This window comes from Achromobacter sp. ACRQX, assembly GCF_022346505.1.
In the GTDB taxonomy this organism is placed as follows: domain Bacteria; phylum Pseudomonadota; class Gammaproteobacteria; order Burkholderiales; family Burkholderiaceae_B; genus Achromobacter; species Achromobacter animicus.
Window position 1 is genome coordinate 145,974 of sequence record NZ_JAKRML010000009.1, and the last position, 23,936, is coordinate 169,909.

The window sequence follows — 23,936 nt, forward strand, 5'->3', positions numbered from 1 at the left end:
TTTAATTTCGCAGGAACGCAGAGAAAAATGGAACTCGACATCAAGGGGATCATGGAGAGGCTGCCGCATCGCTACCCGATGCTGCTGATTGACCGTGTTGTGGAAATGGTGCCTGGCAAGTCCATCGTCGCCATCAAGAACGTCTCGATCAACGAGCCGTTTTTCAACGGTCACTTTCCTCACCATCCGGTGATGCCGGGCGTGCTCATCGTTGAAGCCATGGCGCAGGCCTCGGCGCTGTTCTCCTTCACGGACGAGAACGGTGGCCTCAAGTGCGAAGGCGCCAAGACCGCGTATTACCTGGTCGGCATCGATGGCGCGCGCTTCCGCCGTCCCGTCGTTCCGGGCGACCAGCTGCGCATTGAGGTCGAAGCTGAACGCCTGAGCCGCAGCATCTGTAAGTATCAAGCACGCGCGACCGTCGATGGCCAGGAAGTGGCGTCGGCCAAGCTGATGTGCGCGATTCGCAGCCTGGAAGAGTAAATGGCAGGAAACATCCATCCCACCGCTGTTGTCGATCCGGCGGCAAAAATCGACCCGACCGCGGTCATCGGCCCGTTCGCAGTGGTGGGGCCCGATGTGACCGTCGGTGCGGGGACCGAAATTGGCCCGTACTGCATGATCGACGGCGTGACCACCATCGGTCGCGACAACCGGTTCTACCGGTACTGCTCCATCGGCGGCATGCCGCAGGACAAGAAGTACGCGGGCGAGCCCACCCGGCTGACCATCGGCGACCGCAACACGGTCCGCGAATTCGTCACGCTGAACACCGGCACCACGCAAGACGGCGGCGAAACGACGTTGGGCGACGATAACTGGATCATGGCCTACGTTCACGTGGCCCATGACTGCCACATCGGCAGCCACACGATCCTGGCCAACTCGGTGCAGCTTGGCGGCCACGTGCACGTGGGCGACTGGGCAATCATCGGCGGCCTGACCGGTGTGCACCAGTTCTCGCGCGTGGGCGCGCACACCATGACGGGCGGCAACAGCTCGCTCATGCAGGATACGCCGCCGTTCGTCCTGGCTGCCGGCAACCCGTGCCGTCCGGTGGGTGTCAACGTCGAAGGCCTGAAGCGCCGCGGCTTTTCCGCCACTTCCATTTCGGCCCTGCGCGAAGCCTACAAGATCATCTACCGCCGGGGCTTGTCCCTGGACGCGGCACGCGCCGAATTGCGCGACCGCCAGCAGGCCATCCCCGAAGCTGCGGAACACCTGCAGACGCTGCTGGACTTCCTGGACGTCGCCTCCCGCGGCATCATCCGCCCATGAGCACCCGGATCGGCATGGTGGCCGGCGAGCCTTCGGGCGACCTGCTGGCCGGGCGCATCATTGCCGGTCTGCAAGCGCGCGACAACGGCGTGCGTTGCGAAGGCATTGGCGGGCCGCAGATGCAGGCCCGTGATTTTGAAGCCTGGCACCCGATGCACGCGCTGACCGTGTTCGGTTACGTGGACGCGCTCAAGCGCCTGCCCAGCCTGCTGGCCACCTACCGCGACGTAAAACGCCGCTGGCTGGCCGAGCCGCCCGCTGTGTTCGTCGGCATCGACGCGCCCGATTTCAACCTGCGCCTTGAGCATCAGTTGCGGCAGGCAGGTACGCCAACGGTGCATTTCGTGGGGCCCTCGATCTGGGCGTGGCGCTACGAACGCATTCACAAGATCCGCGAATCGGTATCGCACATGCTGGTGCTGTTTCCGTTCGAGGAAGAGATCTACCGCAAAGAAGGCATTCCGGTTACGTACGTGGGCCATCCGCTGGCCGGCGCCGTGCCGATGCAGCCCGACCGCGCCGCCGCCCGCGAACGCCTGGGTATCGACCAGAACGCCCGCGTGCTGGCGATCCTGCCCGGCAGCCGCTCGTCCGAGATCCGCCTGCTGGCGCCGCGCTTCCTGCAGGCCGCCCAGCAACTGCTGAAGAAAGATCCGGCCTTGCAGTGCATCGTGCCCATGGTCAATGACCAGCGGCGGGCGGAATTCCTTGAAATCCTGGCGCAGCATCCGGTGCCCGGCCTGCGCTGCGTCACCGCGCAGGACCTGCACGGCGAGGGCGGCGACCGCAAGGCACCGGTGGCCTGGTCCGTCATGGAAGCCGCCACGGCGGTCCTCGTCGCCAGCGGCACCGCTACGCTCGAGACGGCGCTGTTCAAGCGGCCCATGGTCATTTCCTATGTGTTGTCGCCGTGGATGCGGCGCATCATGGCCTGGAAGTCCGGCCAGCAGCGCCCGTACCTGCCGTGGGTGGGTCTGCCCAACGTGCTGCTGCGTGACTTTGTTGTCCCTGAGCTTTTGCAGGACGACGCGACGCCCGATAAACTGGCCGAAGCGACTTGGCAAGCGTTGACCGACGACGCGCTCATCGCACGCGTGGAGGCGCGCTTTACCGCCATGCATCAAGACCTGTTGCGCGATACGCCGGCGCTGGCCGCGCAGGCGATCCTGGAGGTGGCCGATGGAGCAGCCTGAGCTTTTCGTGGCGCCCGAGCAGCCTGCGTTGCTGACCGCCGGCGTTGACGAGGCCGGCCGCGGGCCGCTGGCAGGCGAGGTCTACGCGGCCGCCGTCATTCTTGATCCGTCACGATTCATCGACGGTCTGGCCGATTCCAAGGTGCTGACCGCGGTCCGCCGCGAGGAATTGGCGCTGCAGATCAAGGAGCAGGCACTTGCCTGGTGCATCGCCAGCGCCACCGTCGCCGAAATCGACAGCCTGAATATCCTGCGCGCCACCATGCTGGCCATGCAGCGCGCGGTTCAGGGCTTGGCCACCGTGCCGCAACTGGCCCTGGTGGACGGCAATCAGGCGCCCAAGCTGCGCTGCACCGTGCAAACCGTCATCAAGGGCGACGCGCTTGTAGCAGCCATCTCGGCCGCCTCCATTCTTGCCAAGACCGCTCGCGACGCGGACCTGCTCCGCCTGCATACGTTGTATCCGCAGTACGCGTTCGATCAGCACAAGGGCTATGGCACGGCGCTGCATCTGCAACGGCTGCGCGAGCACGGCCCGTGCGCCGAACACCGGCGCAGCTTTGCTCCCATCAAGGCTTTCGGCCTGGTTTCATGAAGCACATCATTTCCCGGGACAACCCGGCGGTCAAGGCGCTGGTCAAGCTGGCCGGCACGGCCGGCAAGCGCGGCGCACCCGTGCTGCTCGACGGCGTCCATCTGTGCCAGGCCTGGCTGCAACATTACGGCCCGCCGGATCGGGCGATCTTCGACGTGGACCGCCTGTCCCAGCCCGATATCGCCGTGCTTGCCGCGGCCGTGCCGGACAACGTCAGCCTCGCGCTGGACGCGCGGCTGATGCACGCCGTGGCCGCGGTGGAAAGCGGGCAGGGCGTTGCCTTCCTGGTCACGCCGCCCGTTCCGGCGCTGCCTGCGCAGGTCGATGAAACCTGCGTCCTGTTTGACCGTATCCAGGATCCCGGCAACGTGGGTACGCTGTTGCGCACGTCCGCCGCAGCGGGCATCAAGCGCGTGTTCCTGGCAACAGGGACGGCGGCGGCGTGGTCGCCCAAGGTGCTGCGCAGTGGCCAAGGCGCGCACTTTGCCCTCGAGATCCACGAGCACGCCGACCTGGAGGCTCTGCTGCCCCGCCTGCGCGTGCCGCTGGTGGCGACCGCCCTGGACGGCTCGCGCGATCTTTTCGCGGACCGCCTGCCTGAACAGTGCGCATGGATTTTTGGCCACGAAGGCCAGGGCGTGGCGCCGGCGCTGCTGGCGGCCGCCAGCCTGAAGGTGCGCATTCCGCACGACGCTGCGGCCGTGGAGTCGCTGAACGTCGGCGCCGCCGCGGCGATCTGCCTGTTCGAGCAGCGCCGGCAGAGCAGCGCGCGCCTTCGCCGCTGAGCCGGCGCAAGGCGCGCCGCCATTCGCCCCACTGAAGGGCTGGCTTCGGCCAGCCCCTCCGCCTTATCCCCGATCCAGTCCAACCTCCTGCAGCACCGTGGTGGCGATCTCTTCGATCGACTTTGTGGTGCTGGACAGCCAGGAAATGCCCTCGCGACGCATCATGCGTTCGGCTTCCGCCACTTCGTAGCGGCATTGTTCCAGTTGGGCGTAGCGGCTGTTGGGGCGGCGTTCGTTGCGGACTTCCGCCAGGCGTTCCGGCTGGATCGACAGGCCGAACAGCTTGGCGCGGTGCGGCGCAATGGTGGAGGGCAGGGTGCCGCGTTCGAAGTCGTCCGGCGTCAACGGGAAGTTGGCGGCCTTGATGGCGTACTGCATGGCCAGATACAGGCTGGTGGGCGTCTTGCCGCACCGCGAGACCCCGACCAGGATCACGTCGGCCTGATCGAGCTGGTTCACGAACTGACCGTCGTCATGCGCCAGGCTGAAGTTGATGGCGTCGATCCGGTTCCGGTATTTTTCCGAGTTGGCCTGCATATGCGACCGGCCGATGGAATGGCTGGACTTCAACCCCAGCGCCTGCTCGATATGGCTGACGAACGTTCCGAACAGATCCAGGAAAATTCCGTTCGCCTGTCGAACGCGGGCCAGGATTTCCGGGTTGACCAGGGTGCTGAAAACGATGGGCGGGACGCCCGCGTCCTGGGCGCTCCGGTCGATCCGCATGGCGACTTCCGCAGCCTTTTCCAGCGTGTCCACGAAGGGCAGCCGGATGGGCTTGAAATTGACCTCTTCGAACTGCGAAAGCACGGACTGGCTGAACGTTTCCGCGGTGATGCCGGTACTGTCGGAAACGATGTATACCGTGCGTACGATAGGGGTAGATGTCATGTGTAAAAAATTCCAACCAGGCAGATGGCCGGACGTACTCCACCGAGTACAATCAGGCCCCTATAAGTCACCCCAAGGGCGGTCCAAGGCCAGTTTGGTCAGCGTCTGAAATCGGTTCTGTGAAGGCCGGAAAACGCGGTTTTTCCGGCATCAAAAACAGCACGATTCAGCCATTGACCAAACTCGCTTTCATTCCATTGTAAAAGGTGACTTCAATGTCGTATGTTGTTTTGTTCGAGCAGCTCCGCATGACGGACGTGGACTCGGTAGGAGGCAAGAACGCATCTCTTGGCGAAATGATCAGCCAGCTGTCTGGCGCGGGTGTCCGCGTGCCGGGCGGCTTTGCCACGACCGCTGACGCCTTCCGCGATTTCCTGAAGGCCTCCGGCCTGGACAAGCGGATCGCCGAACGCCTGACCACGCTGAATCCCGAAGACGTGCGCGAGCTGGCCACCGCCGGCGCGCAGATTCGCCAATGGATCGTCGACGCGCCGTTCTCGCCCGAGTTCGAATCGCAGATCCGCGAAGCCTTTGCCAAGCTCGATGCTGACGGCAAGGGCTCGTTTGCCGTGCGCTCCTCCGCCACGGCGGAAGACCTGCCCGACGCCTCGTTCGCCGGCCAGCAGGAAACCTTCCTGAACGTCGTGGGCATCGATGACGTGCTGGACAAGATTCGCCACGTGTTCGCGTCGCTGTACAACGACCGGGCCATTTCCTATCGCGTGCACAAGGGCTACGCCCACGCCGACGTCGCCTTGTCGGCCGGCATCCAGCGCATGGTGCGTTCCGACAAGGGCAGCGCCGGCGTCATGTTCACCATCGACACCGAATCGGGCTTCCAGGACGTCGTGTTCATCACGTCCTCGTATGGTCTGGGCGAAACCGTCGTGCAGGGCGCCGTCAACCCCGACGAGTTCTACGTCTTCAAGCCCACGCTGGAACAGGGCCACTATCCCATCGTCGGTCGCCGTATCGGCTCCAAGCTGATCAAGATGGAATTCGATCCCGAGCGCCCCGAAGGTCGTGCCGTGCGCACGGTGGATGTGCCGGTGTCCGAGCGCAACCGCTACTCGCTGACCGACGACGAGGTCAACGAACTGGCCCGCTACGCCGTCATCATCGAAAAGCACTACCAGCGTCCGATGGACATCGAGTGGGGCCGCGACGGCATCGACGGCAAGATCTACATCCTGCAGGCGCGTCCGGAAACCGTGAAGTCGCAGCAGGGCGTCAATGACGTGCAGCAGCGCTACCGCCTGAAGGCGACCGGCCAGGTCCTGATCACCGGCCGTGCCATCGGCCAGAAGATCGGTTCGGGTCCGGTGCGCGTGGTGGGCGACATCTCCGACATGGACAAGGTCCAGCCGGGCGACGTCCTGGTCACCGACATGACGGATCCCAACTGGGAGCCCGTGATGAAGCGCGCCTCGGCCATCGTGACGAACCGCGGCGGCCGCACGTGCCACGCCGCGATCATCGCGCGTGAGCTGGGCATTCCGGCGGTGGTGGGCTGCGGCAACGCGACCGACCTGCTCAAGGAAGGCCAGGCCGTGACCGTGTCGTGCGCCGAAGGCGACGAAGGCCGCATCTATGACGGCCTGATCGAAACCGAGGTCGAGGAAGTGCGCCGCGGCGACATGCCCGCCATCGATCTGAAGATCATGATGAACGTGGGCAACCCCCAACTGGCGTTCGACTTCGCCCAGATTCCGAACGGCGGCGTCGGCCTGGCTCGCCTGGAATTCATCATCAACAACAACATCGGCATCCACCCGAAGGCGGTCCTGGACTACCCGAACGTGGACGGCGAGCTGAAGAAGGCCGTGGAATCGGCCGCCCGCGGCCATGCCAGCCCGCGCGCTTTCTTCGTCGAGAAGATGGCTGAAGGCGTGGCGACCATCGCCGCCGCCTTCTACCCCAAGCCGGTCATCGTGCGCATGTCGGACTTCAAGTCCAACGAATACCGCAAGCTGGTTGGCGGCTCGCGCTACGAGCCCGAGGAAGAGAACCCCATGCTGGGCTTCCGCGGCGCGTCGCGCTACATCGCCGAAGACTTCGCCGAGTGCTTCCGCATGGAATGCGAAGCGCTCAAGAAGGTGCGCGATGAAATGGGCCTGACGAACGTCGAAATCATGGTGCCGTTCGTGCGCACGCTGGGTCAGGCCGAGAAGGTCGTGAACCTGCTCGCCAAGCACGGCCTGGCGCGCGGCGAAAACGGCCTGAAGCTGATCATGATGTGCGAGGTTCCGTCCAACGCCATTTTGGCCGACGAATTCCTGCAGTACTTCGATGGCTTCTCCATCGGCTCGAACGACATGACCCAGCTCACGCTGGGCTTGGACCGCGACTCGGGCATGGAACTCTTGGCCGCCGACTTCGACGAGCGCGACGAAGCTGTCAAGTTCATGCTGCGCCGTGCAATCAAGGCTTGCCTGGCCGCCAAGAAGTACGTGGGTATCTGCGGCCAAGGCCCCAGCGACCATCCGGACTTCGCGCAGTGGCTGAAGGACGAAGGCATCCTGTCGATGTCGCTGAATCCGGACACCGTTGTCGATACGTGGCAGCGTCTGGCCAAGAACTGATTGGCCGGTTGAAGGGAAAGCCCCGCGTCCTTATGGGACGCGGGGCTTTTTTTATACGGCGTGGGAATAGGGCGCAGCCGCGCTAATGGAAAAGTGCTCGTCGAGCCTCGGCGACGAATGCTCTCTTCAGATGCCCCCGATCAAAGTAAGAGTCTTCTGATATCCACAGATTGGATCGTGTGACGTAATGGACCCCGTATTCCATTCGCGTCCATTGCGAAACTCTTCATTTGGAGCGGACGCGTTTCCATAGGCGGACTGCGCGCTCATGGCAAGTGCGAAAGGTCTGTCGCTGCGGGAGCACGTCATTCCTATTCAATCCGATCTGCGGTTCACTTTCACCATTGGCGACGAGTCATTTGAAGTCGTCGAATTCACGCTGCAGGAAGGGTTGTCCGAGACCTTCCTGCTGGAAGTGGACCTGGCCAGCGCCAATTGCGCCATCGATTTCGGCGTGGTGCTGGACCGCGCCGCGTTGCTTACGATCTGGCACGGCTCCAAGCCCGTGCGCTACGTGCACGGCGCGGTCTCGTCGTTCGTCCAGGGCGACACGGCCTTTCGGCGCACGCGCTATTCCGCCATCGTCGAGCCGCGCCTCGCGCGTCTGAAGCTAAGTTCCGACTGGCGCATCTTCCAGTCGCAAAGCGTCCCGCAGATCGCTGAGGCGGCGCTCAAGGCGCATGGCCTCAACCAGGATTACGAGCAGCGCAGCACCACCGCACACCAGGCGCGCGAATACTGCGTTCAGGCCGGCGACACCGACTATCACTTCGTCGAGCGCATCATGCGCGAGGAAGGCTTTTTCTACTCCTTCCGCCATACCGCCGAGGGCCATAAGCTGATCCACAGCGACCGCCTGTTCATCCATGGCCGCGTCGGTGATGAACCGGTTCAGTACAACCCCACGCCCGGCGGCGACCAGCCGCGGCCAGCTCTGCGCCGCTTCTCGTACACCGAGAACGTGCGCACCGCGCGCCAGACCCAGCGCCACTACACCTTTCACCATCCGCGCTACACCCACCAGCACAGCCGCGATGGCCGAGATCTGGACCATCAAGGCCGCCGTTACGAGCGCTACGACTATCCCGCTCGGGCCAAGTTCGACGAAGCCGGCAAGCCCTTCGCCGAGAACCGTCTGCGCGGCCATCGCCGCGATTCGCGCGTCGCCTTCGTTGAAGGCGATGACCCGCGGCTCCAGCCAGGCATTTCATTCACCCTCGCCGATCATCCGCGCGAAGACCTGAACCGCGGCTGGCGTCCGGTGCGCATTGTCCACCGGGGCATCCAACACACGAGTCAGGCCGAGGAAAGTGCACAAGCCCAGATGGGTACGCACTACAGCTACGAAGCCGAACTGGTCCCGGACGACGCCGAGTGGCGGGCAGAACCGCTACCCAGGCCCCGCATCGATGGCCCGCAGAACGCCATGGTGGTCGGCCCGCCCAATGAAGAGATCTATACCGATGAGTACGGCCGGGTGAAGGTCCAGTTCCCGTGGGATCGGCTCGGCAAGGAGGACGAACGCAGCTCCTGCTGGATCCGCGTTTCGCAGGACATCGCCGGCGCGACCTGGGGTCACATGGCCATCCCGCGCATTGGGCAGGAGGTCATCGTCTCTTACTTCGATGGGGATCCGGACCAGCCTGTGATCACCGGCCGCGCCTACAACCGCCTGCAATTGCCGCCCTACGAACTGCCGCGACATAAGACGCGGATGACGATCAAGAGCAAGACCCACAAGGGCGAGGGGTACAACGAACTGCGTTTTGAAGATGAGAAGGACCAGGAAGAAATCTACGTCCATGCGCAGAAGGACCAGAACATCCACGTCAACAACGACGAGTCGACGTTTGTGGGCCATGACCGCAGCGAGCAGGTCGAGAACGATGAAGCCATCATCATCGGCCACGACCGCATGGAGACGGTGGGCAACGACGAACAGGTCAACATCGGCCAGGACCGGCGGCATGACATAGGGCGCGATGACTGTTTGACCGTGGGGCGCAATCACATCATCCACACCGCCAAGGACAGCACCGAGGAAGTGGGCAACCACCGCCGCGACAAGACCGCAGCGAATCATTGGGTGAGTATAGGCGGACACCAGGAGCATACGGTCGAGGGGCACTCGGAACTGCAGGCGGGGCAGGCGATCCGGCAGCGCACGAAGGTTTTTGAGAGCCAAGCGGCAGAGAGCCTGACTATCAAGGGGCCGGGGGGAACCATCCGAATCGACGCGTCAGGTATCACGCTTGATGGGGTCGCCATTCTGATCGAGGGTCCGATGAATCAAAAGCCCGGTGGCGGCACGAACTCGATCTCCGTCAACGGCACGCCGGAGCCCGGCGAACCCGTTTGTGTGGGATGCCTGCTGAAAGCCATCGCAGAAGGCCGCAGCATCGTGCGGTTCGGTGGATAGGCCACACATGAATCCATTTTCTGAAAGCGTTGTAAACGAACTGCGCCAGCTCCCCGATCATGGACTGACAGCCATCATCGAAATGGCTCGCATGAAGGCTGATGTCCGAAGGCACCTGACGGAGCGATTCTCCGGTTGGCCGCTACTGCAGCAGCGAGAGTTGGAGAATCTCCGCGAGATTGGCCCATGGTTGTTCACGCCTTCCGCCCAGAACAACCTGCAAGGACAGTACGACTTTCTCTGCGACGTTGCTGGCATTGCCGGAGACGCAGTTTGCGTCTGGCTGACCAGTGCCATGTCGCCCCCTCAGTTGGCCGAGCACCTTGGCCATGCCACGACAGCGAAGGGCCCGGATGGCGCTACCTATTTGCTGCGCTTTCACACGGAATTGGCCTTTCCCGTGCTTCATGCGCGCCAGGATCTCCCGGGAATCTCGGACTGGCTGGCGCCGGTCCGATCATGGTGGCTGGTATTTCCCCACCGAGAGCGCAAGGCCTGGAAACACTTTACAGGTCACGGTTCGACCAAGCCGTATCGCACGCCAGTTATTCAATTGGACGAGTCATGCTGGGAGGCGCTTGCGGGCGACCCGCTCACGTACCGTCTGGCGGACCAGCTTCGGGCGCCGCTTGAAAAGAAGGGCGACCGCGAAAACTGCCATGGTACCCGGCTTGGACTCGTACATGACTTGTTAGCTCAAGCGGATCGCATCGGTCTGAGCCGACAGAGCGACCGAATCGACTACGTGACCTTGATGGCGTTGCAAGGCAAGGCGCTCGAAGGTTCTCCGGCATGGAACGACGCATTGCACGAGGCGAAAGCGCTGCGAGAACCCCTGGCGCAGGCGCTGCAAGTGCGCATGCGCAGAAAAAATGGTTGAGGACGTCAATGCTCGATTGGAACGACACCTTTAATGCGTGTGCAGAGAATCGCACGCTTCTCGATGGAATCTTGAATCGCGGGGCGGAGGTAACTTGCACTCGCACCTTCACGATACTTCCGCTACGGTATGGCGCCGTGGGAGGTAGCGCCGAACAGCGCAAACTCCTTCCGTCTTTGCCCGAGCATTTGAATAAGCCAAGCAGAGTGGGCAGTCTGAGCGAATCGACTTACGCCATACGCCCGCTGCGTCAGGGATTCCTGTACGTCCTTGTGCAGCGCGTGAGCGCGGGGACCTATGAATGGCACAGCCAGTACCGGGTATCGGAAGCCGGAACGCTCGCCTATATGAATGCCGACGAGCCGTGGGAGCCGAAACCCGCCGCGGGGCAGGGCATCATGGATGCATACACCGGCTGGAAGTGGATGTTCAAAGTCCATGACGTAGACGACATCAAGGATCTTCGCCTGCTCTTTAGCCCATGCCCTTTGACCAAGGAAACGCTGCGCAGATATCGCTCGCTCCCGGCAAGCAGGGATAAGTTGGTCTCGGTGGATATCGCCAAACTATCGTCGCTGCCTCCCGAAGAAATGGATTGTGTCCGCTCGCAAGACGGCGTGCTGACTTTTGATCAGCTTGATTGCGTTGCCGACTTCGCGGCTGTAAACCAGCCCAGATTGAGTACGCTGCTCAAAACGCAGGCGTTCAGTGTTCTTGCGCCACCCCTGCAGGCGACCCAGGCCGAAATGCGGCCCACGGCCGCGCACAATCGGTTCCGTGGTGCGGCCATCGTCGTAGAGGACGCTCTCGGCATTACTCAGGAACTGAACGCCTGGCGCAATGCGAGTGTCGACGCACTCGATGCATTCATGGCGTACGAGGACAACGAAAAGCTTACCAACCATCGTAAGTTCACGATCGCTTTCGGCATTGAAAACATCAGGAAACTGGTAGAGGACGAAGCCGAGAAACTCTATTACAAGGAGCAGCAGAACTACGGCGTGCGTTACTCGGATCGCGGGTACGAGATGAGCAACAACCACATGACTTTGCAATCGCGGGGTGATTTCATCAACTTTCGCAACCCGCAGCATCAACGGCAAGTTCAGGAAGCCGCAGCCAAGGAGCGCCGTGCCAGAAGCTGGAGCAAGTACGCCGACTACATCGATGAGAAAATGCGTCAGGATTTCCTCAAGCGCTACCGCGACGAAGTCAGCAGAGCGGACGCGGCCAAGGACGCGCGCGCCGCGGACCATTTACTCTGGCTTCAGAGCGAACCGTTTCTCGACGCGCTCGACGCCTTCGACCGCAACGATACCGAGCAGGCCTTGTTATTTGAAGACCAAATGGGAAAGGCGGTCGTCGGCATGAATGCCACGGCGGTTGGCGAGGAACTGCTCGATCGCTGGCGCAAAGCGGGGATATCCAGAGAAAACCTGTTCTGGCGGTCGTTGGCGCAGAACCAGGAGAGCATGGAAAGCGAAGTGAATCGACTTTTCGGGGAGCGCGAGACGCTGAAATCCGTCGACCCCGTCGCGTTGCAGAACCGACTAAAGAAGCTGGCGGATCTTTACGAAAAGAGCCACGCCATGCTCGATTCGATGGCAGATGCCTCAACGGGCGGAGGGCCACCGTCCGGCTATCTGGTTGGCGGTGCAATGCTGATCAATACGCTAGGCAGCTCATTATTTCAAAGCAAGACCGCTGCCGCCATTATGGATGCCCCACTGAATAATCTCGCGGCGTCAGTGCTGCTCGCGCGCTTAGGTCGTTACGCGCAGCATTATCGTCTTGAATTGCGGTACGGCAAGGAACTGAGTCGGGGGACATTGGCACGTATGGACCGCTCCGCCAGCCGGCAGTTTGATGAGGCGTTGCGGGCCGGAAAGATGGGGCCGATGACTGAGCTACGCATTGGGAGCACGCTTGTGTTCTTGGAAATGTGGAACCTCTACAACAGAATGACCGCGGAAAACAAGCGAAGCAAGGAATATGTCGAGCTTGCTGCGGCACTGCTAGCGCTTACCGCAACGGGTGTCGAAGTGGGCGCCAGCGCGGTGGGCTTTGCGGAGAGGAGCAGCAACGTCGCTGTTCAGCGAGGCGCGAAGCTGTTTGGAAGCGGGCTGCGCCTAGGGGCGGGAGTTTTGTCTGGCTCGGCAGGTGCGGTTGGTGCGTACTTTGATTTCGCGGAGTTTTCAGATCAGTGGAAAATGCGTAGGTACTCTATTGCATACGTCTATCTTCTCCGAGCCGCTGCGCAGACAGGGGCGGCGGCTCTCTCGATCACGATCGGTTTGGCATACGCAGGTCCTTATTTTGAATACTTGGTCAAAAAATTTGGCACGCGGACGAACCTTGCAAAGGCCGCCGAATTTGGATCCCGAGCCTCAGCCGCGATGGCATCGCGTATGGTGCCGATGCTTCGTTTGTTCTTTGGGCTCAACGTCTTCCTGCTCGCGGTAGCGTTGTTTGAGATATTCGTTTTGCCCAACAATCTGCAAACATTTCTAGCGCACAGTTCGTTCCGAAAAGACCGTAGCAAGGGCATCGTAGATAGTGAGATGGAAGAAATCGAGATTATGCAGCGCGCGGTAGAGAGAAACCTCTGATGTATATATTGGAGCGAGGTTTTCAATGGTCCAAAACCTTGATGACTTATGACGAGGCTGCTGAAGAATTCAATACGAAACAACGTCAGCCGGGTCAGGCGAAACTCCATCCGCCAGATGGTGTCCACGAAACGATTTCGGATAGCCCAGCCAATAATCTATCTCTCTATGCTCAAAACAATATTTTTATTGATGCTCGCACACCCAACGATGAAAAGAGGGGAGTGATTACGTTTTTTTTCTTCGTTTTAGGGGGGATGCTCTTATGGGCGGGGGTGACGACCATATGGCTGGCAGCAAGAGACCTTCTGACCTCGGACGGAAAGCTCGATTGGGAATTTTACGTATTTGGCCTGGTGCTTAGTCCGCTGACCGCAAACATTGTCCTTTATTTTTTTTTCAAGTTCACCATTAGATTTATCCGCTTGGAGATGTTTACCGCCCGACGCATTGTGGTGCGCTTTAATCGCGTCACTCGTAAAGTCTACTTATTGCGCCCTGAGCATCTCGGTGGCATCCGCATCATGGACTGGGACAAGACCGAGATATTCATCGACAAAAACATGAGCGAATTGGAAGGGACTGGAGGTTTCGTTGTCTTGGTCTGGGATAGGGGTCATGGTGTGGACTTGCAGGGAACTCCCACCGACAACCTCGAAGTCACTTTTGTAGGCAAACCCACTCGCAACGCTAGCGAACTCCTAGCGTTTTGGGAGTACATTCGCCGTTACATGGAGGACGGCCCCGCCGCCGTGCCGGCCCCCAAAAAATTCGTTAGCAAGTTCCCCTGGCCCTGGCTTTCTTTCAAAGCGGCCTGGGGCTTGGACACCCAGTTTCTGCGGCACAGCGCATTGTGGGTTTTTGTCGTAGCGAACCTGTTGATGTTGCCCGCTATCTTGATCCATGCGGCCGGCCACTGGCTTTCGCTGCTGCTTTGCTACGAACCTCGATTTCCCCGGGACATCGAAGAGGCGGGGCGATAGTCCTGACGCTGCTTTCAGCGCGCCGAGGAAGCTGAGAACTGCAGAGGGACCATCAGAATCACTTCCACCTACCCGAAAAAGTGGTGGCCTTCGAGGTGGCCTCGCGGCGTTTGGAGCAGGCCGGGCCGGTCCGGATCAGGCTGCCTTGGCTTCGCGGGCGATCAATTCGCGCTTGCGGTCAATGCCCCAGCGGTAGCCCGCCAGCGATCCGTCCGTGCGCACCACGCGGTGGCAGGGGATGGCCAGCGCGATGTTGTTGGTGGCGCAGGCGCGGGCGACGGCGCGTACAGCGGCGGGTGCGCCGATGCGTTCGGCCACTTCGGAGTAGGTGGCGGTTTCGCCGAGCGGGATCTCGCACAGCGCCTCCCAGACCTTGCGCTGGAATGCCGTGCCGCGCACGTCCAGCGGCAGATCCAGGCCGCGCGAAGGATCTTCGACAAAGCCGACCACGTCCGCCACCCAGCTTTCGAACCGGGGGTCGGCGCCGATCAGTTTCGCGGCGTGGAAGCGGTCCTGCAGATTCTGGACCAATCGGTCCGGATCCTCGTCCAGTGCGATTTCGCAGATGCCGGTGCTGCTGGCGGCCACTAGAAGCGCGCCCAGCGAGCACTGCGCCACCGCGAACCGGATGTCCACGCCTTCGCCGTTCTTGCGGAACGCGGTGGGCGTCATGCCCAGGATGGCGGGGGCGGCTTCGTAGAAGCGTCCGCTTGAATTGAAGCCGGCGTCGTACATGGCGTCGGTGACGCTGGCGCTGTCTTCCAGGCGCTGGCGGGCGCGGCTGGCCCGCAGGGCGTTGGCATAGGCCTTGGGCGTGATGCCCGTGGCGGCCTTGAAAATGCGGTGGAAATGGAAGCGGCTCATGCCGGCCTGTTCGGCCAACGCCGACAGATCGGGCGGCTGGTCGGCTTCCAGGGCGCGGCAGGCGCGCTCCACGGCGGCGGCGTGCTGTTTGCTCAAGGGGGCGGCGGCGGGGCTCATAGGGGACTCCTGGCTCTTGCGTGATTTCGTACGCTTGGCGCTATGGTCTCAAGGCTTGCCGGCCTGCGCACTCCGCTTGTTGCGGCTGTCCCCGCCGACGGTCTCCGCATTGCCGGCGGAGCCGCGGGCGTGGGCGTCAGGCGCCGGGCGCGTAGGTTTCCAGGAACCGGCGCAGCAGGCCGGCCGCCACGGGGGTCGCGCGCACGTTGGCGGACAGCCCCGGCACGTCGAGGTTTTCGGCTGCGTAGCGGCGGCCATAGCGTTCGAGGTGGGCCCGGATGAAGTCCGGGCCGAACTCGGGGTGGAATTGGGTGGAAAAGACGTTGCGGCCGATGCGGATCATCTGGTGCTCGTCCAGGTCCGAGCGCGCCAGCACGGCCGCGCCTGCGGGCAGTTGCAGCACGGTCTGCGCGTGCAGCATCTGGGCGGGGAAGGTGGTCGGCACGCCGGCCATGAGCTGATCGCCGCCGGCCGTCGGCAGCAATTCGACGGTCTGGGTGCCGACTTCGCGGCCGGCGGGGTTGTAGCCGACCTTGCCGCCGAACGCGTGCGCCAGCAATTGATGGCCGTAGCAGACGCCAAACATGGGCAGACCGGCCTCCAGGGCCTCGCGCAGCCAGGCGGCGGTGTCTTCGCTCCAGGGTTCCTTGTCCGAAACCATGGCGGGCGAACCGGTAATCAAAGCGGCGCGGTAGCTGGAGGGCGCCTGCGGACGCTGGCCTTCGTAGACCGCGACGATGTCGACGGCGCTTGGGGTCAGTCCGGCCGCCTGCATGATTTGTTCGGCATAGCCGCCGAACTGGCTTTTGAGCGTGTCGTCCGGATCGCCGGTATGCAGGATCAGGACGGGGAGAGCAGAAGAAGTTGCAGCGGTCATAAAAGCGTGTGGGTGAATAAGGGCGGCGCGAAGGTCCCGCGACCCGGCGCGCCAGGGGCACATCATAATCCAGCGAAAATGTTCCCGTCGGCGCACGGCAATTCCCGCTCCGTCCCGGAAATACGTACAATCCGCTCAGATACTCATCCTTACAGACGATTCTCGAGACTATGTGGATTTGGCTGGGATTGGCCGCGCTGGCCCTCATCGGTGAGCTGGCGACAGGAACCTTCTATTTGCTGCTGGTCGCCCTGGGTCTGGCCGCCGGCGGTATTGCCGCCTGGCTGAATGCGGGCCTGCAATGGGAGCTGGTGGCGTGCGGCGTCGTGCTGCTGCTGGGACTCGTGGTGTTGCGTAAGACGCGGGTACTGAAAAAGCGCGAGGTCAACTCCGCCCGCAACGCCGACGTCATTCTGGACATAGGCCAGACTGTCACGGTCGAGGCCTGGTCCGACAGCGGGTCGACGCGCGTCTGGTACCGCGGCGCACATTGGCAGGCTGAACTGGCCAAGGGGCATGCCGCCCAGCCCGGCGAACACACCATTACTGAATTGCGCGGCTCGATCCTCGTGCTTACTCCCAAGCGCGGCGGCTCGACATAGCAGAACGCGCCCGCGCAGCGCCGCGGGCAAACGCTGGAACCCTGGCCGGCATGGCGGGGCAGGCCAGCGCACCCACTCGAAAAGAGGCTTCACACCATGATCGATACTTCAACCATCGTGCTGCTCGTCATCGTTGCACTGGCAATCCTGATCGTCGTCAAGGCGATCGCCATCGTGCCGCAGCAGCATGCCTGGGTGGTCGAACGGCTGGGCAAGTTTGACCGCGTCCTGTCGCCGGGCGCCGGATTCGTGATTCCCTTTATCGAACGCGTGGCCTACAAGCATTCGCTGAAGGAAATTCCGCTGGACGTGCCCAGCCAGGTCTGCATCACGCGCGACAATACGCAGCTTCAGGTCGACGGCGTGCTGTACTTCCAGGTCACCGACCCGATGCGCGCGTCGTACGGTTCGTCCAACTACATTTCGGCGATCACGCAGCTGGCCCAGACGACCCTGCGCTCGGTCATCGGCAAGATGGAACTGGACCGCACCTTTGAAGAGCGCGATTCCATCAACAGCAACATCGTGTCGTCGCTGGACGAGGCGGCGCTGAATTGGGGTGTGAAGGTGCTGCGCTACGAAATCAAGGACCTGACGCCGCCCAACGAAATCCTGCGCTCGATGCAGGCACAGATCACCGCCGAACGCGAGAAGCGCGCGCTGATCGCCGCCTCCGAAGGCCGCCGTCAGGAACAGATCAACATCGCCACCGGCGAACGTGAAGCCGCCATTGCGCGTTCCGAGGGCGAGAAGCAGGCGCAGATCAACCAGGCGCAGGGCGAGGCCGCCGCGGTGTTGGCGATCGCCGAAGCCACCGCCAAGGCCATCACGCAGGTCGCCGACGCCGTGCGCCAGCCGGGTGGCATGGAAGCCGTGAACCTGAAGGTTGCCGAGCGTTACGTCGAGGCGTTCGGCAATGTGGCCAAGGAAGGCAACACGCTCATCCTGCCGGCCAACCTGTCCGACGTGGGCGGCATGATCGCCTCCGCCATGACCATCGTGAAGTCCACGCGCAACACCTGATACCGCGCCTTGCGGCGCGCCCGCCCATGATCGCTCCCGTTAATTTGCTTCTGATAGCAGCGCTGGCGGGAGTGCTTTCCCTTTGCGTGCTGGGATCGCTGGCGCGCAGCGGCATGGCCGGAATCCGCGAAACCATCCGCGCCAACCTGCTCACGCTGTTGGCGTTTTCTACTTTTGCGCTGCAGAGCACCAAGGCGCCGCTGTGGGCGTCCATCCTGGTGCCCAATACGGCCATCGCGCTTGCCCTCTGTGCGTACTATGCCGGCGTGCGCCGGCTGCTCGGGCTGACGGTGCCCCGGCATCTGATGACGCTGGGCTGCGTGGCCGCACTGTCGGTCGTGGCGGTCTATACGTACGTGGACTGGCAGGTGGGGCCGCGCATCGTGGCGATGTCGCTGCTGCAGATGGGCTTCATGCTGGCCGTGGCCATCGTCGTCCAGCGCAACATGCCGGCGCACCGCTCGCGTTACAGCTACCGTTTCGTGTGGGTGGTGACGCTGATCTCCGCCGTGGTGTGCGCGCTTCGTGCGGCGGTTTACCTGGTCGAGCTGGACATGGTGTCGGCCTTTCTGGAGCCCACCTTGTGGAGCGTCGCCTTCCTGACGCTGGGGGTACTGATCATGCCTTGCCTGACGCTGGGCACCATCATGATCATCCACGACCGCATGCTGGCTGATCGCGAACAAGAGGCCAGTACTGACTTCCTGACGGGTCTGATGTCGCGCAAGGCGTGGTGGTTGCAGGCCGAGCGCTATTGCGCCCAGGCCCTGCGCATGCGCCGTCCGCTGACCTTGCTGCTGCTGGACATCGATCATTTCAAGCGCATCAACGATACGCACGGCCACGCAGCCGGCGATGCGGTGCTGCGCCATTTTGGCCTGCTGGCAACGGCCACGCTGCGTACCGGCGATCACGTGGGCCGGGTGGGTGGCGAGGAATTCTGCGTGCTGTTTGCGGACATGCGCAGCGACGCGGTGCTGGAGGTGGCCGAGCGGCTGCTGGATTCTGTGCGGCGCACGCCGTGTGCGCACGGCGGCAGCACGATTTCGTATACGTTCAGCGCGGGTGTGGAAGACTGGATACCCGGCGAGAACCTGCAGGTGCTGTTTGAACGGGCCGACCGCAAGCTTTATGCGGCCAAGTCGGCGGGGCGCAACCGCATCGTGGGCCCCGGCCACGAGGCCGAGCGCCCGGCGTTGCCGGTGGCCGCGTAGATCAGTCGTCCTTGCTGCGGCGGGGGGCGCGGGTGTCGTGCTTCATGATGCGTTCTTTTTCGCGCGCCCAGTCTTTTTCACGCGCGGTGTCGCGCTTGTCGAACTGCTTCTTGCCGCGGCCCAGCGCGAAGTCCAGCTTGATGCGGCCGTTCTTGTAGTGCAGATTCAGCGGCACCAGCGTGTAGCCGCGCTGCTCGACCTTGCCGATGAGCTTGCTGATTTCTTCGGCCTTGAGCAGCAGCTTGCGCGTGCGCATGGCGTCCGGGTGGATGTGCGTGGAGGCCGTGGGCAGGGGGCTGACGTGCATGCCGAGCAGGAAGAGTTCGCCATCGCGCACGATGACGTAGCTTTCCTTGAGCTGCACGCGGCCGTCCCGGATCGCCTTGACTTCCCAGCCTTGCAGGACAAGGCCGGCCTCGTAGCGGTCTTCGATGAAATAGTCGTGCGTGGCCTTGCGGTTGTCGATAATGCTCATAAAGCCTTCTTGCTGGGATTCTGCGAATCTGGCTATCCGGCCGATTGCGGGTTGTTGCGAACGGGGATTGCTCGTTATTCTGCGCGATGTGCTGGTCCAGTGTTTCGGCCCATTTAGGCCCACAAAGCGCTGTGCCGGTAAAATCTTGCCATTCTAGCCATTTGCGATAGTCGATGCACAAAGTACAACGATCCGTCCTGGTGCCTTACAGCGCCGCCCAGATGTTCGACCTGGTCGCCGACGTGGAGAAGTACCCCGAGTTCATGCCGTGGTGTGGCGGCGCCGAGGTGCAGACCCGCGACGAACACGGCATGCAGGCCTCCATCCTGATTTCCTTTGCGGGCATGAAGCAGCGCTTCACCACGCGCAATACCCACGTCTATCCCGAGCGGATCGACCTGGAACTCGTGGATGGCCCGTTCTCCAGCCTGGTGGGCCATTGGGTGTTCCAGCCGCTGGCCGAAGACGCCTGCAAGGTCCTGTTCACCATGGAATATGCGTTCTCGAACCGGCCGTTGGAGATGGTGGTGGGGCCGGTCTTCAACCGCATTGCGACCAGCTTCATTGATTCCTTCACCAAGCGCGCGCAGGCCAAGTATGGCGAGTGAGGCGTCCGCGGCAGGGCAGATCGGCGTCATCGTCTGCTATGCCTTGCCCGGCCACGCGTGGCAGCGGGAGGTGCGCCTGCCCGACGGTGCGACGGTCGAAGACGCGCTGGCCGCCAGCGGATTTGCGCAGGCGTTTCCTGTGGTCAAGCCATGGGAACGGGGCGTGGGCGTCTTTGGCCGCGCCACCGAGCCGCACGCGCGCCTGGCCGATGGTGACCGCGTGGAAATCTATCGCGGGCTGACCTTCGACCCCAAGGAATCGCGCCGTCGCCGCGCCGAGCACCGCCGCACCAAGACCGCCCGCAATGGGCGCGTCAGGCCGGCGGGGCTGCTGTAGCTCGCTGCACTGACGCCCTGATCGCCACCCCGGCGTGACACCGCCGCGGCGCGTCGCCCTGTTTCCCTGCTGGCGACCGTCGCTGCCGGCCGTCTCCGCACATTGTCGTCAATAAGACAAAACACCCGGCCGCTTCGGGCGTAACATTAACCCGGGTGTCCGTTTACGTTTACGTCAACGTCATGTCAAAATCGGCGGGCTGGCGTTCACGAGACGGCAGCAACGCCACCAGACAATACCGACTACAACAGGAGACAGGCTGTGGACTTGGAACTGACCGACGAGCAGCGCGCGTTTGCGCAGGCCGCGCGCGATTACGCAGAGGGCGAACTGGCTCCCCACGCCGCGCGCTGGGATGCCGAGGGTATCTTCCCCCGCGAAGCCTTCGCCCGGGCGGGCGAGATGGGCTTTTGCGCAATCTACGCCAGCGAAGACATCGGCGGCCTGGGTCTGCCGCGACTGGATGCCACGCTGGTGTTCGAGGAAATGGCGGCGGTGGATCCGTCCACCACGGCGTTCCTGACGATTCACAACATGGCGACCTGGATGGTGGGCAAGTGGGGCCAGCCGGGCCTGCGGGACGCCTGGGGTCCCTTGCTCGCCAGCGGGGAAAAGCTGGCCTCCTATTGCCTGACCGAGCCGGGCGCCGGTTCCGACGCGGCATCGCTCGCCACGCGGGCGCAGCGCGACGGCGACAGCTACATCGTCAACGGGGCCAAGGCCTTCATCTCCGGAGGCGGCGACACCGACCTGCTGGTCGTGATGGCCCGCACCGGCGGCGAGGGCGCCGCGGGCATCAGCGCCTTCGCGATTCCGGCCGACAGCGAGGGCATCGGCTACGGCCGCAAGGAAGAGAAGATGGGCTGGAACAGCCAGTCCACGCGCCCCATCACCTTCGAGAACGTCCGCGTGCCGGCCGCCAACATGCTGGGCGTGGAAGGCGAAGGCTTCAAGATCGCCATGAAGGGCCTGGACGGCGGCCGGATCAATATCGGCACGTGCTCGGTGGGCGCCGCACAAGGGGCGCTGGACGCTGCCCGTCGTTACATGGATGAGCGCCGTCAGTTCAACCGCCGCCTGGCGGAATTCCAGGCGTTGCAATTCAAGCTCGCGGACATGGCCACCCACCTGGTCGCGGCGCGCCAGATGGTGCGGCTTGCAGCCTGCAAGCTGGACGCAGGCGCGGCTGACGCGTCCACCTATTGCGCGATGGCCAAGCGCTTTGCCACCGACATGGGCTTCCAGATCTGCCTGGACGCGCAACAGATCCATGGTGGTTATGGTTACCTGAAAGACTATCCCTTGGAGCGTCTGGTGCGCGATACTCGCGTTCATCAGATTCTGGAGGGCACCAACGAGATCATGCGCGTGATCATTGCCCGCCAATTGTTGGAAAAAGGAGCCGACATAAGATGAATGCACCGGTGCTGTTCGAAGAAAGATCCGCTGCCAATGGAATGCGTTTCGGCATTGCGACGCTGAACGCGCCGCAAACGCTGAACGGCCTGTCGCTCGAGATGGTGGACCTGCTGGCTGACCGTCTGGACGCGTGGGCGCGGGATCCCGGTGTGGCATTGGTGGTGCTGCAAGGCGCGGGCGACAAGGCGTTCTGCGCCGGCGGCGATCTGCACGGCCTGTACCGCAGCATGCAAGAGAACGCGGGCAAGCCCGGCTGGAGCAACACTTACGCGCGCACCTTCTTCGAACGCGAATACCGGCTGGACTATCGCATCCACACCTATCCGAAGCCCGTGCTGTGCTGGGGCCACGGCATCGTCATGGGCGGCGGCATTGGCCTGATGATGGGCGCCAGCCACCGCGTCGTCAGCGAGACCTCCCGCCTGGCCATGCCGGAAGTGTCGATCGGGCTGTTCCCGGACGTGGGCGGAAGCTGGCTGCTGAACCGTATGCCGGGCCGCAGCGGCGTGTTCCTGGCGCTGACGGGCGCGCAGTTGAACACGTCCGACGCCTTCTTTGCGGGTCTGGCGGACTTCCGCCTGAACAGCGCGGACTGGCCTGCGCTGCTGTCGTCGCTGGAACAGCAGCCGTGGGCCGGGCAGGCCGCAGGCGCTGCCGAAGACGCCATTCCGCCGCGCTCCATCAACGACGGCCTGTTGCGCCGCGCGCTGACCGCCCTTGAGCCGGCCACGCCGCTGGAACCCGGCCCGCTGCGCCAGCACTCGTTTGTCGTCAACAACCTGTGCAACGGCAACCGGCTGGACGACATCTACGAGGAACTGTCCTTCCTGAAGGACCACGAGGATCCGTGGCTGTCGCGCGCCGCCAAGACCATGCTGGCGGGCTCGCCCGGATCGGTGCGGCTGGCGTTCGCGCTGCAGCAGCGCACGCGCCTGCGGTCGCTGGATGACGTGTTCCGCGTCGAGTACATCGCCGCGCTGGCATGCACCGCGCATGGCGATTTTGCCGAGGGCATCCGCGCGTTGCTGGTCGACAAGGACAAGAACCCGCGCTGGAACCCGGCCGTCATTGACATGGCCACCGACGCCTGGGTGCAGAAATTCTTTGAGGAACCCTGGCCGGAAGGCGAGCCGCATCCGCTGGCCGATCTGGGGCAGGAAGGGCGCTGATCGGTCGCTGATACAGGCCGGCCCGCCAGCCGGCCCTTGGCTTCTGCCCGTCACGCAGGTCACGCAGTTACGCAGGTCACGATGAATCCATACCTACAGCAATAGCAACAGGAGACAAGACATCATGAGCAGCATCGCGTTTATCGGTTTGGGCAACATGGGCGCGCCCATGGCATTGAACCTGGTCAAGGCCGGCCACAGCCTGAAGGTGTTTGACCTGGTGCCGGCGGCCATCAAGCTGCTGACCGACGCCGGCGCGACGGCGGCGGCGTCCGCGTCGGAAGCGGTCGAAGGGGCCGAGGTCGTGATCTCGATGCTGCCGGCCAGCAAGCACGTCGAGGGTCTGTACCTGGATCAGGATCTGCTCGGCAAGATCGGCTCGAGCGCGCTGGTCATCGAATGCAGCACCATAGCGCCGGATTCGGCGCGCAAGGTGGCCCAGGCGGCCGAGGCGCGCGGCATTGCCATGATTGACGCGCCGGTCTCGGGCGGCACGGGCGGCGCGGCCGCGGGCACGCTGACCTTCATCGTGGGCGGCGCCGAAGCCTCGCTGGAACGCGCGCGTCCCGTGCTCGAGAAAATGGGCAAGAACATCTTCCATGCGGGCCCGGCAGGCGCGGGGCAGGTGGCCAAGATCTGCAACAACATGCTGCTCGGCATCCTGATGGCCGGCACGTCCGAGGCGCTGGCGCTGGGCGTGGCCAACGGTCTTGATCCCAAGGTGCTGTCGGACATCATCGCCAAGAGCTCGGGACGCAACTGGGCGACCGAACTCTACAACCCGTGGCCGGGCGTCATGGAGCATGCGCCGGCGTCCAAGGGCTATGCCGGCGGCTTTGGCGTGGACCTGATGCTCAAGGATCTGGGCCTGGCGGCCGAGGCGGCGCTGTCGGCGCGTGCCTCGATTCCGCTGGGCGAGCTGGCGCGCAATCTGTATTCGCTGCACAGCGGCGGCGGCTCCGGCAAACTGGACTTTTCCAGCATCGTCAACCTGGTCAAGCGCGAGCAGGACTGAC

At 63.2% G+C, this 23,936-nt stretch carries 22 protein-coding genes; 18 read left to right on the top strand and 4 right to left on the bottom strand.

Translation table 11 applies throughout. From position 1 onward, the window contains the following. Positions 1-27: 27 nt before the first annotated feature. The 5 genes from fabZ to MHZ91_RS11025 are packed head-to-tail and all read left to right on the top strand — an operon-like array spanning position 28 to position 3,851. Positions 28-483: a 3-hydroxyacyl-ACP dehydratase FabZ gene (fabZ, locus tag MHZ91_RS11005; RefSeq protein WP_006385190.1), complete on the top strand. Its 456-nt coding sequence runs from the start codon at positions 28-30 to the stop codon at positions 481-483. Next, positions 484-1,278, top strand: a complete 795-nt coding sequence (gene lpxA, locus MHZ91_RS11010) for an acyl-ACP--UDP-N-acetylglucosamine O-acyltransferase (protein WP_175121924.1) — start codon at positions 484-486, stop codon at positions 1,276-1,278. It abuts the gene before it with no gap. Then, entirely contained in the window at positions 1,275-2,471 is a 1,197-nt protein-coding gene (gene lpxB, locus MHZ91_RS11015; RefSeq protein WP_175121923.1) for a lipid-A-disaccharide synthase, read from the top strand. Before lpxA ends, lpxB begins: the two co-directional genes overlap by 4 nt. Continuing rightward, positions 2,458-3,066: a ribonuclease HII gene (rnhB, locus tag MHZ91_RS11020; RefSeq protein ID WP_239213588.1), complete on the top strand. Its 609-nt coding sequence runs from the start codon at positions 2,458-2,460 to the stop codon at positions 3,064-3,066. The genes lpxB and rnhB overlap by 14 nt, the downstream gene beginning before the upstream one ends. Then, positions 3,063-3,851 (top strand): RNA methyltransferase, encoded by a 789-nt coding sequence (locus MHZ91_RS11025; RefSeq protein ID WP_239213590.1) that lies wholly within the window; start codon positions 3,063-3,065, stop codon positions 3,849-3,851. The genes rnhB and MHZ91_RS11025 overlap by 4 nt, the downstream gene beginning before the upstream one ends. 63 nt (positions 3,852-3,914) lie before the next feature. Here the strand turns inward: MHZ91_RS11025 and MHZ91_RS11030 are convergent, their stop codons facing one another. Then, a complete protein-coding gene (locus MHZ91_RS11030) occupies positions 3,915-4,742 on the bottom strand; it encodes a pyruvate, water dikinase regulatory protein (RefSeq protein ID WP_175121920.1) in 828 nt (275 codons plus the stop codon). Positions 4,743-4,957: 215 nt separating this feature from the next. Here MHZ91_RS11030 and ppsA point away from each other — a divergent pair, with 215 nt between their 5' ends. The 5 genes from ppsA to MHZ91_RS11055 all read left to right on the top strand — a co-directional run bounded on the left by ppsA (position 4,958) and on the right by MHZ91_RS11055 (position 14,215). Further along, entirely contained in the window at positions 4,958-7,324 is a 2,367-nt protein-coding gene (ppsA, locus tag MHZ91_RS11035; RefSeq protein ID WP_175121919.1) for a phosphoenolpyruvate synthase, read from the top strand. A gap of 268 nt (positions 7,325-7,592) precedes the next feature. Then, positions 7,593-9,743, top strand: a complete 2,151-nt coding sequence (locus MHZ91_RS11040; protein ID WP_239213591.1) for a type VI secretion system Vgr family protein — start codon at positions 7,593-7,595, stop codon at positions 9,741-9,743. Between the two features lie 7 nt (positions 9,744-9,750). Next, the gene (locus MHZ91_RS11045) at positions 9,751-10,623 is read left to right on the top strand and encodes a DUF4123 domain-containing protein (RefSeq protein WP_239213593.1); all 873 of its coding nucleotides are present in this window, start codon (positions 9,751-9,753) and stop codon (positions 10,621-10,623) included. An 8-nt stretch (positions 10,624-10,631) separates the two neighbouring features. Further along, entirely contained in the window at positions 10,632-13,232 is a 2,601-nt protein-coding gene (locus MHZ91_RS11050) for a T6SS effector BTH_I2691 family protein (protein WP_239213595.1), read from the top strand. After that, positions 13,232-14,215, top strand: coding sequence for a DUF6708 domain-containing protein (locus MHZ91_RS11055; RefSeq protein ID WP_239213596.1), 984 nt, complete (start codon positions 13,232-13,234; stop codon positions 14,213-14,215). The genes MHZ91_RS11050 and MHZ91_RS11055 overlap by 1 nt, the downstream gene beginning before the upstream one ends. Before the next feature lie 135 nt (positions 14,216-14,350). Here the strand turns inward: MHZ91_RS11055 and MHZ91_RS11060 are convergent, their stop codons facing one another. Then, positions 14,351-15,196 (bottom strand): bifunctional transcriptional activator/DNA repair enzyme AdaA, encoded by an 846-nt coding sequence (locus tag MHZ91_RS11060; RefSeq protein WP_175121915.1) that lies wholly within the window; start codon positions 15,194-15,196, stop codon positions 14,351-14,353. A 136-nt stretch (positions 15,197-15,332) separates the two neighbouring features. After that, a complete protein-coding gene (locus MHZ91_RS11065; protein WP_175139174.1) occupies positions 15,333-16,073 on the bottom strand; it encodes a glutamine amidotransferase in 741 nt (246 codons plus the stop codon). Between the two features lie 170 nt (positions 16,074-16,243). On the opposite strand from MHZ91_RS11065, the gene MHZ91_RS11070 reads away from it, so the two are divergent. The 3 genes from MHZ91_RS11070 (at position 16,244) to MHZ91_RS11080 (ending at position 18,912) form a co-directional block, all read left to right on the top strand. Further along, entirely contained in the window at positions 16,244-16,675 is a 432-nt protein-coding gene (locus tag MHZ91_RS11070; protein WP_175121913.1) for an NfeD family protein, read from the top strand. Positions 16,676-16,771: 96 nt separating this feature from the next. Then, positions 16,772-17,698 (top strand): SPFH domain-containing protein, encoded by a 927-nt coding sequence (locus MHZ91_RS11075; protein ID WP_008167745.1) that lies wholly within the window; start codon positions 16,772-16,774, stop codon positions 17,696-17,698. Between the two features lie 26 nt (positions 17,699-17,724). Further along, a complete protein-coding gene (locus MHZ91_RS11080; protein WP_175139176.1) occupies positions 17,725-18,912 on the top strand; it encodes a GGDEF domain-containing protein in 1,188 nt (395 codons plus the stop codon). A 1-nt stretch (position 18,913) separates the two neighbouring features. On the opposite strand, the gene smpB is transcribed toward MHZ91_RS11080, so the two are convergent. Beyond that, on the bottom strand, positions 18,914-19,423 hold the full coding sequence (gene smpB / locus MHZ91_RS11085) for an SsrA-binding protein SmpB (RefSeq protein ID WP_224776897.1): 510 nt from the start codon (positions 19,421-19,423) through the stop codon (positions 18,914-18,916). 137 nt (positions 19,424-19,560) lie between these two features. Here smpB and MHZ91_RS11090 point away from each other — a divergent pair, with 137 nt between their 5' ends. The 5 genes from MHZ91_RS11090 to mmsB all read left to right on the top strand — a co-directional run bounded on the left by MHZ91_RS11090 (position 19,561) and on the right by mmsB (position 23,935). After that, a complete protein-coding gene (locus tag MHZ91_RS11090; RefSeq protein WP_056316825.1) occupies positions 19,561-19,995 on the top strand; it encodes a type II toxin-antitoxin system RatA family toxin in 435 nt (144 codons plus the stop codon). Then, the gene (locus MHZ91_RS11095) at positions 19,985-20,332 is read left to right on the top strand and encodes an RnfH family protein (protein WP_239213597.1); all 348 of its coding nucleotides are present in this window, start codon (positions 19,985-19,987) and stop codon (positions 20,330-20,332) included. The genes MHZ91_RS11090 and MHZ91_RS11095 overlap by 11 nt, the downstream gene beginning before the upstream one ends. 261 nt (positions 20,333-20,593) lie before the next feature. Then, entirely contained in the window at positions 20,594-21,748 is a 1,155-nt protein-coding gene (locus tag MHZ91_RS11100; protein WP_175121909.1) for an acyl-CoA dehydrogenase family protein, read from the top strand. Then, positions 21,745-22,920, top strand: coding sequence for an enoyl-CoA hydratase/isomerase family protein (locus tag MHZ91_RS11105; protein WP_191578054.1), 1,176 nt, complete (start codon positions 21,745-21,747; stop codon positions 22,918-22,920). The genes MHZ91_RS11100 and MHZ91_RS11105 overlap by 4 nt, the downstream gene beginning before the upstream one ends. Before the next feature lie 124 nt (positions 22,921-23,044). Next, complete coding sequence (gene mmsB, locus MHZ91_RS11110) at positions 23,045-23,935, top strand: 3-hydroxyisobutyrate dehydrogenase (protein ID WP_239213598.1); 891 nt, start codon at positions 23,045-23,047, stop codon at positions 23,933-23,935. The last annotated feature ends 1 nt before the right edge of the window (position 23,936 follow it).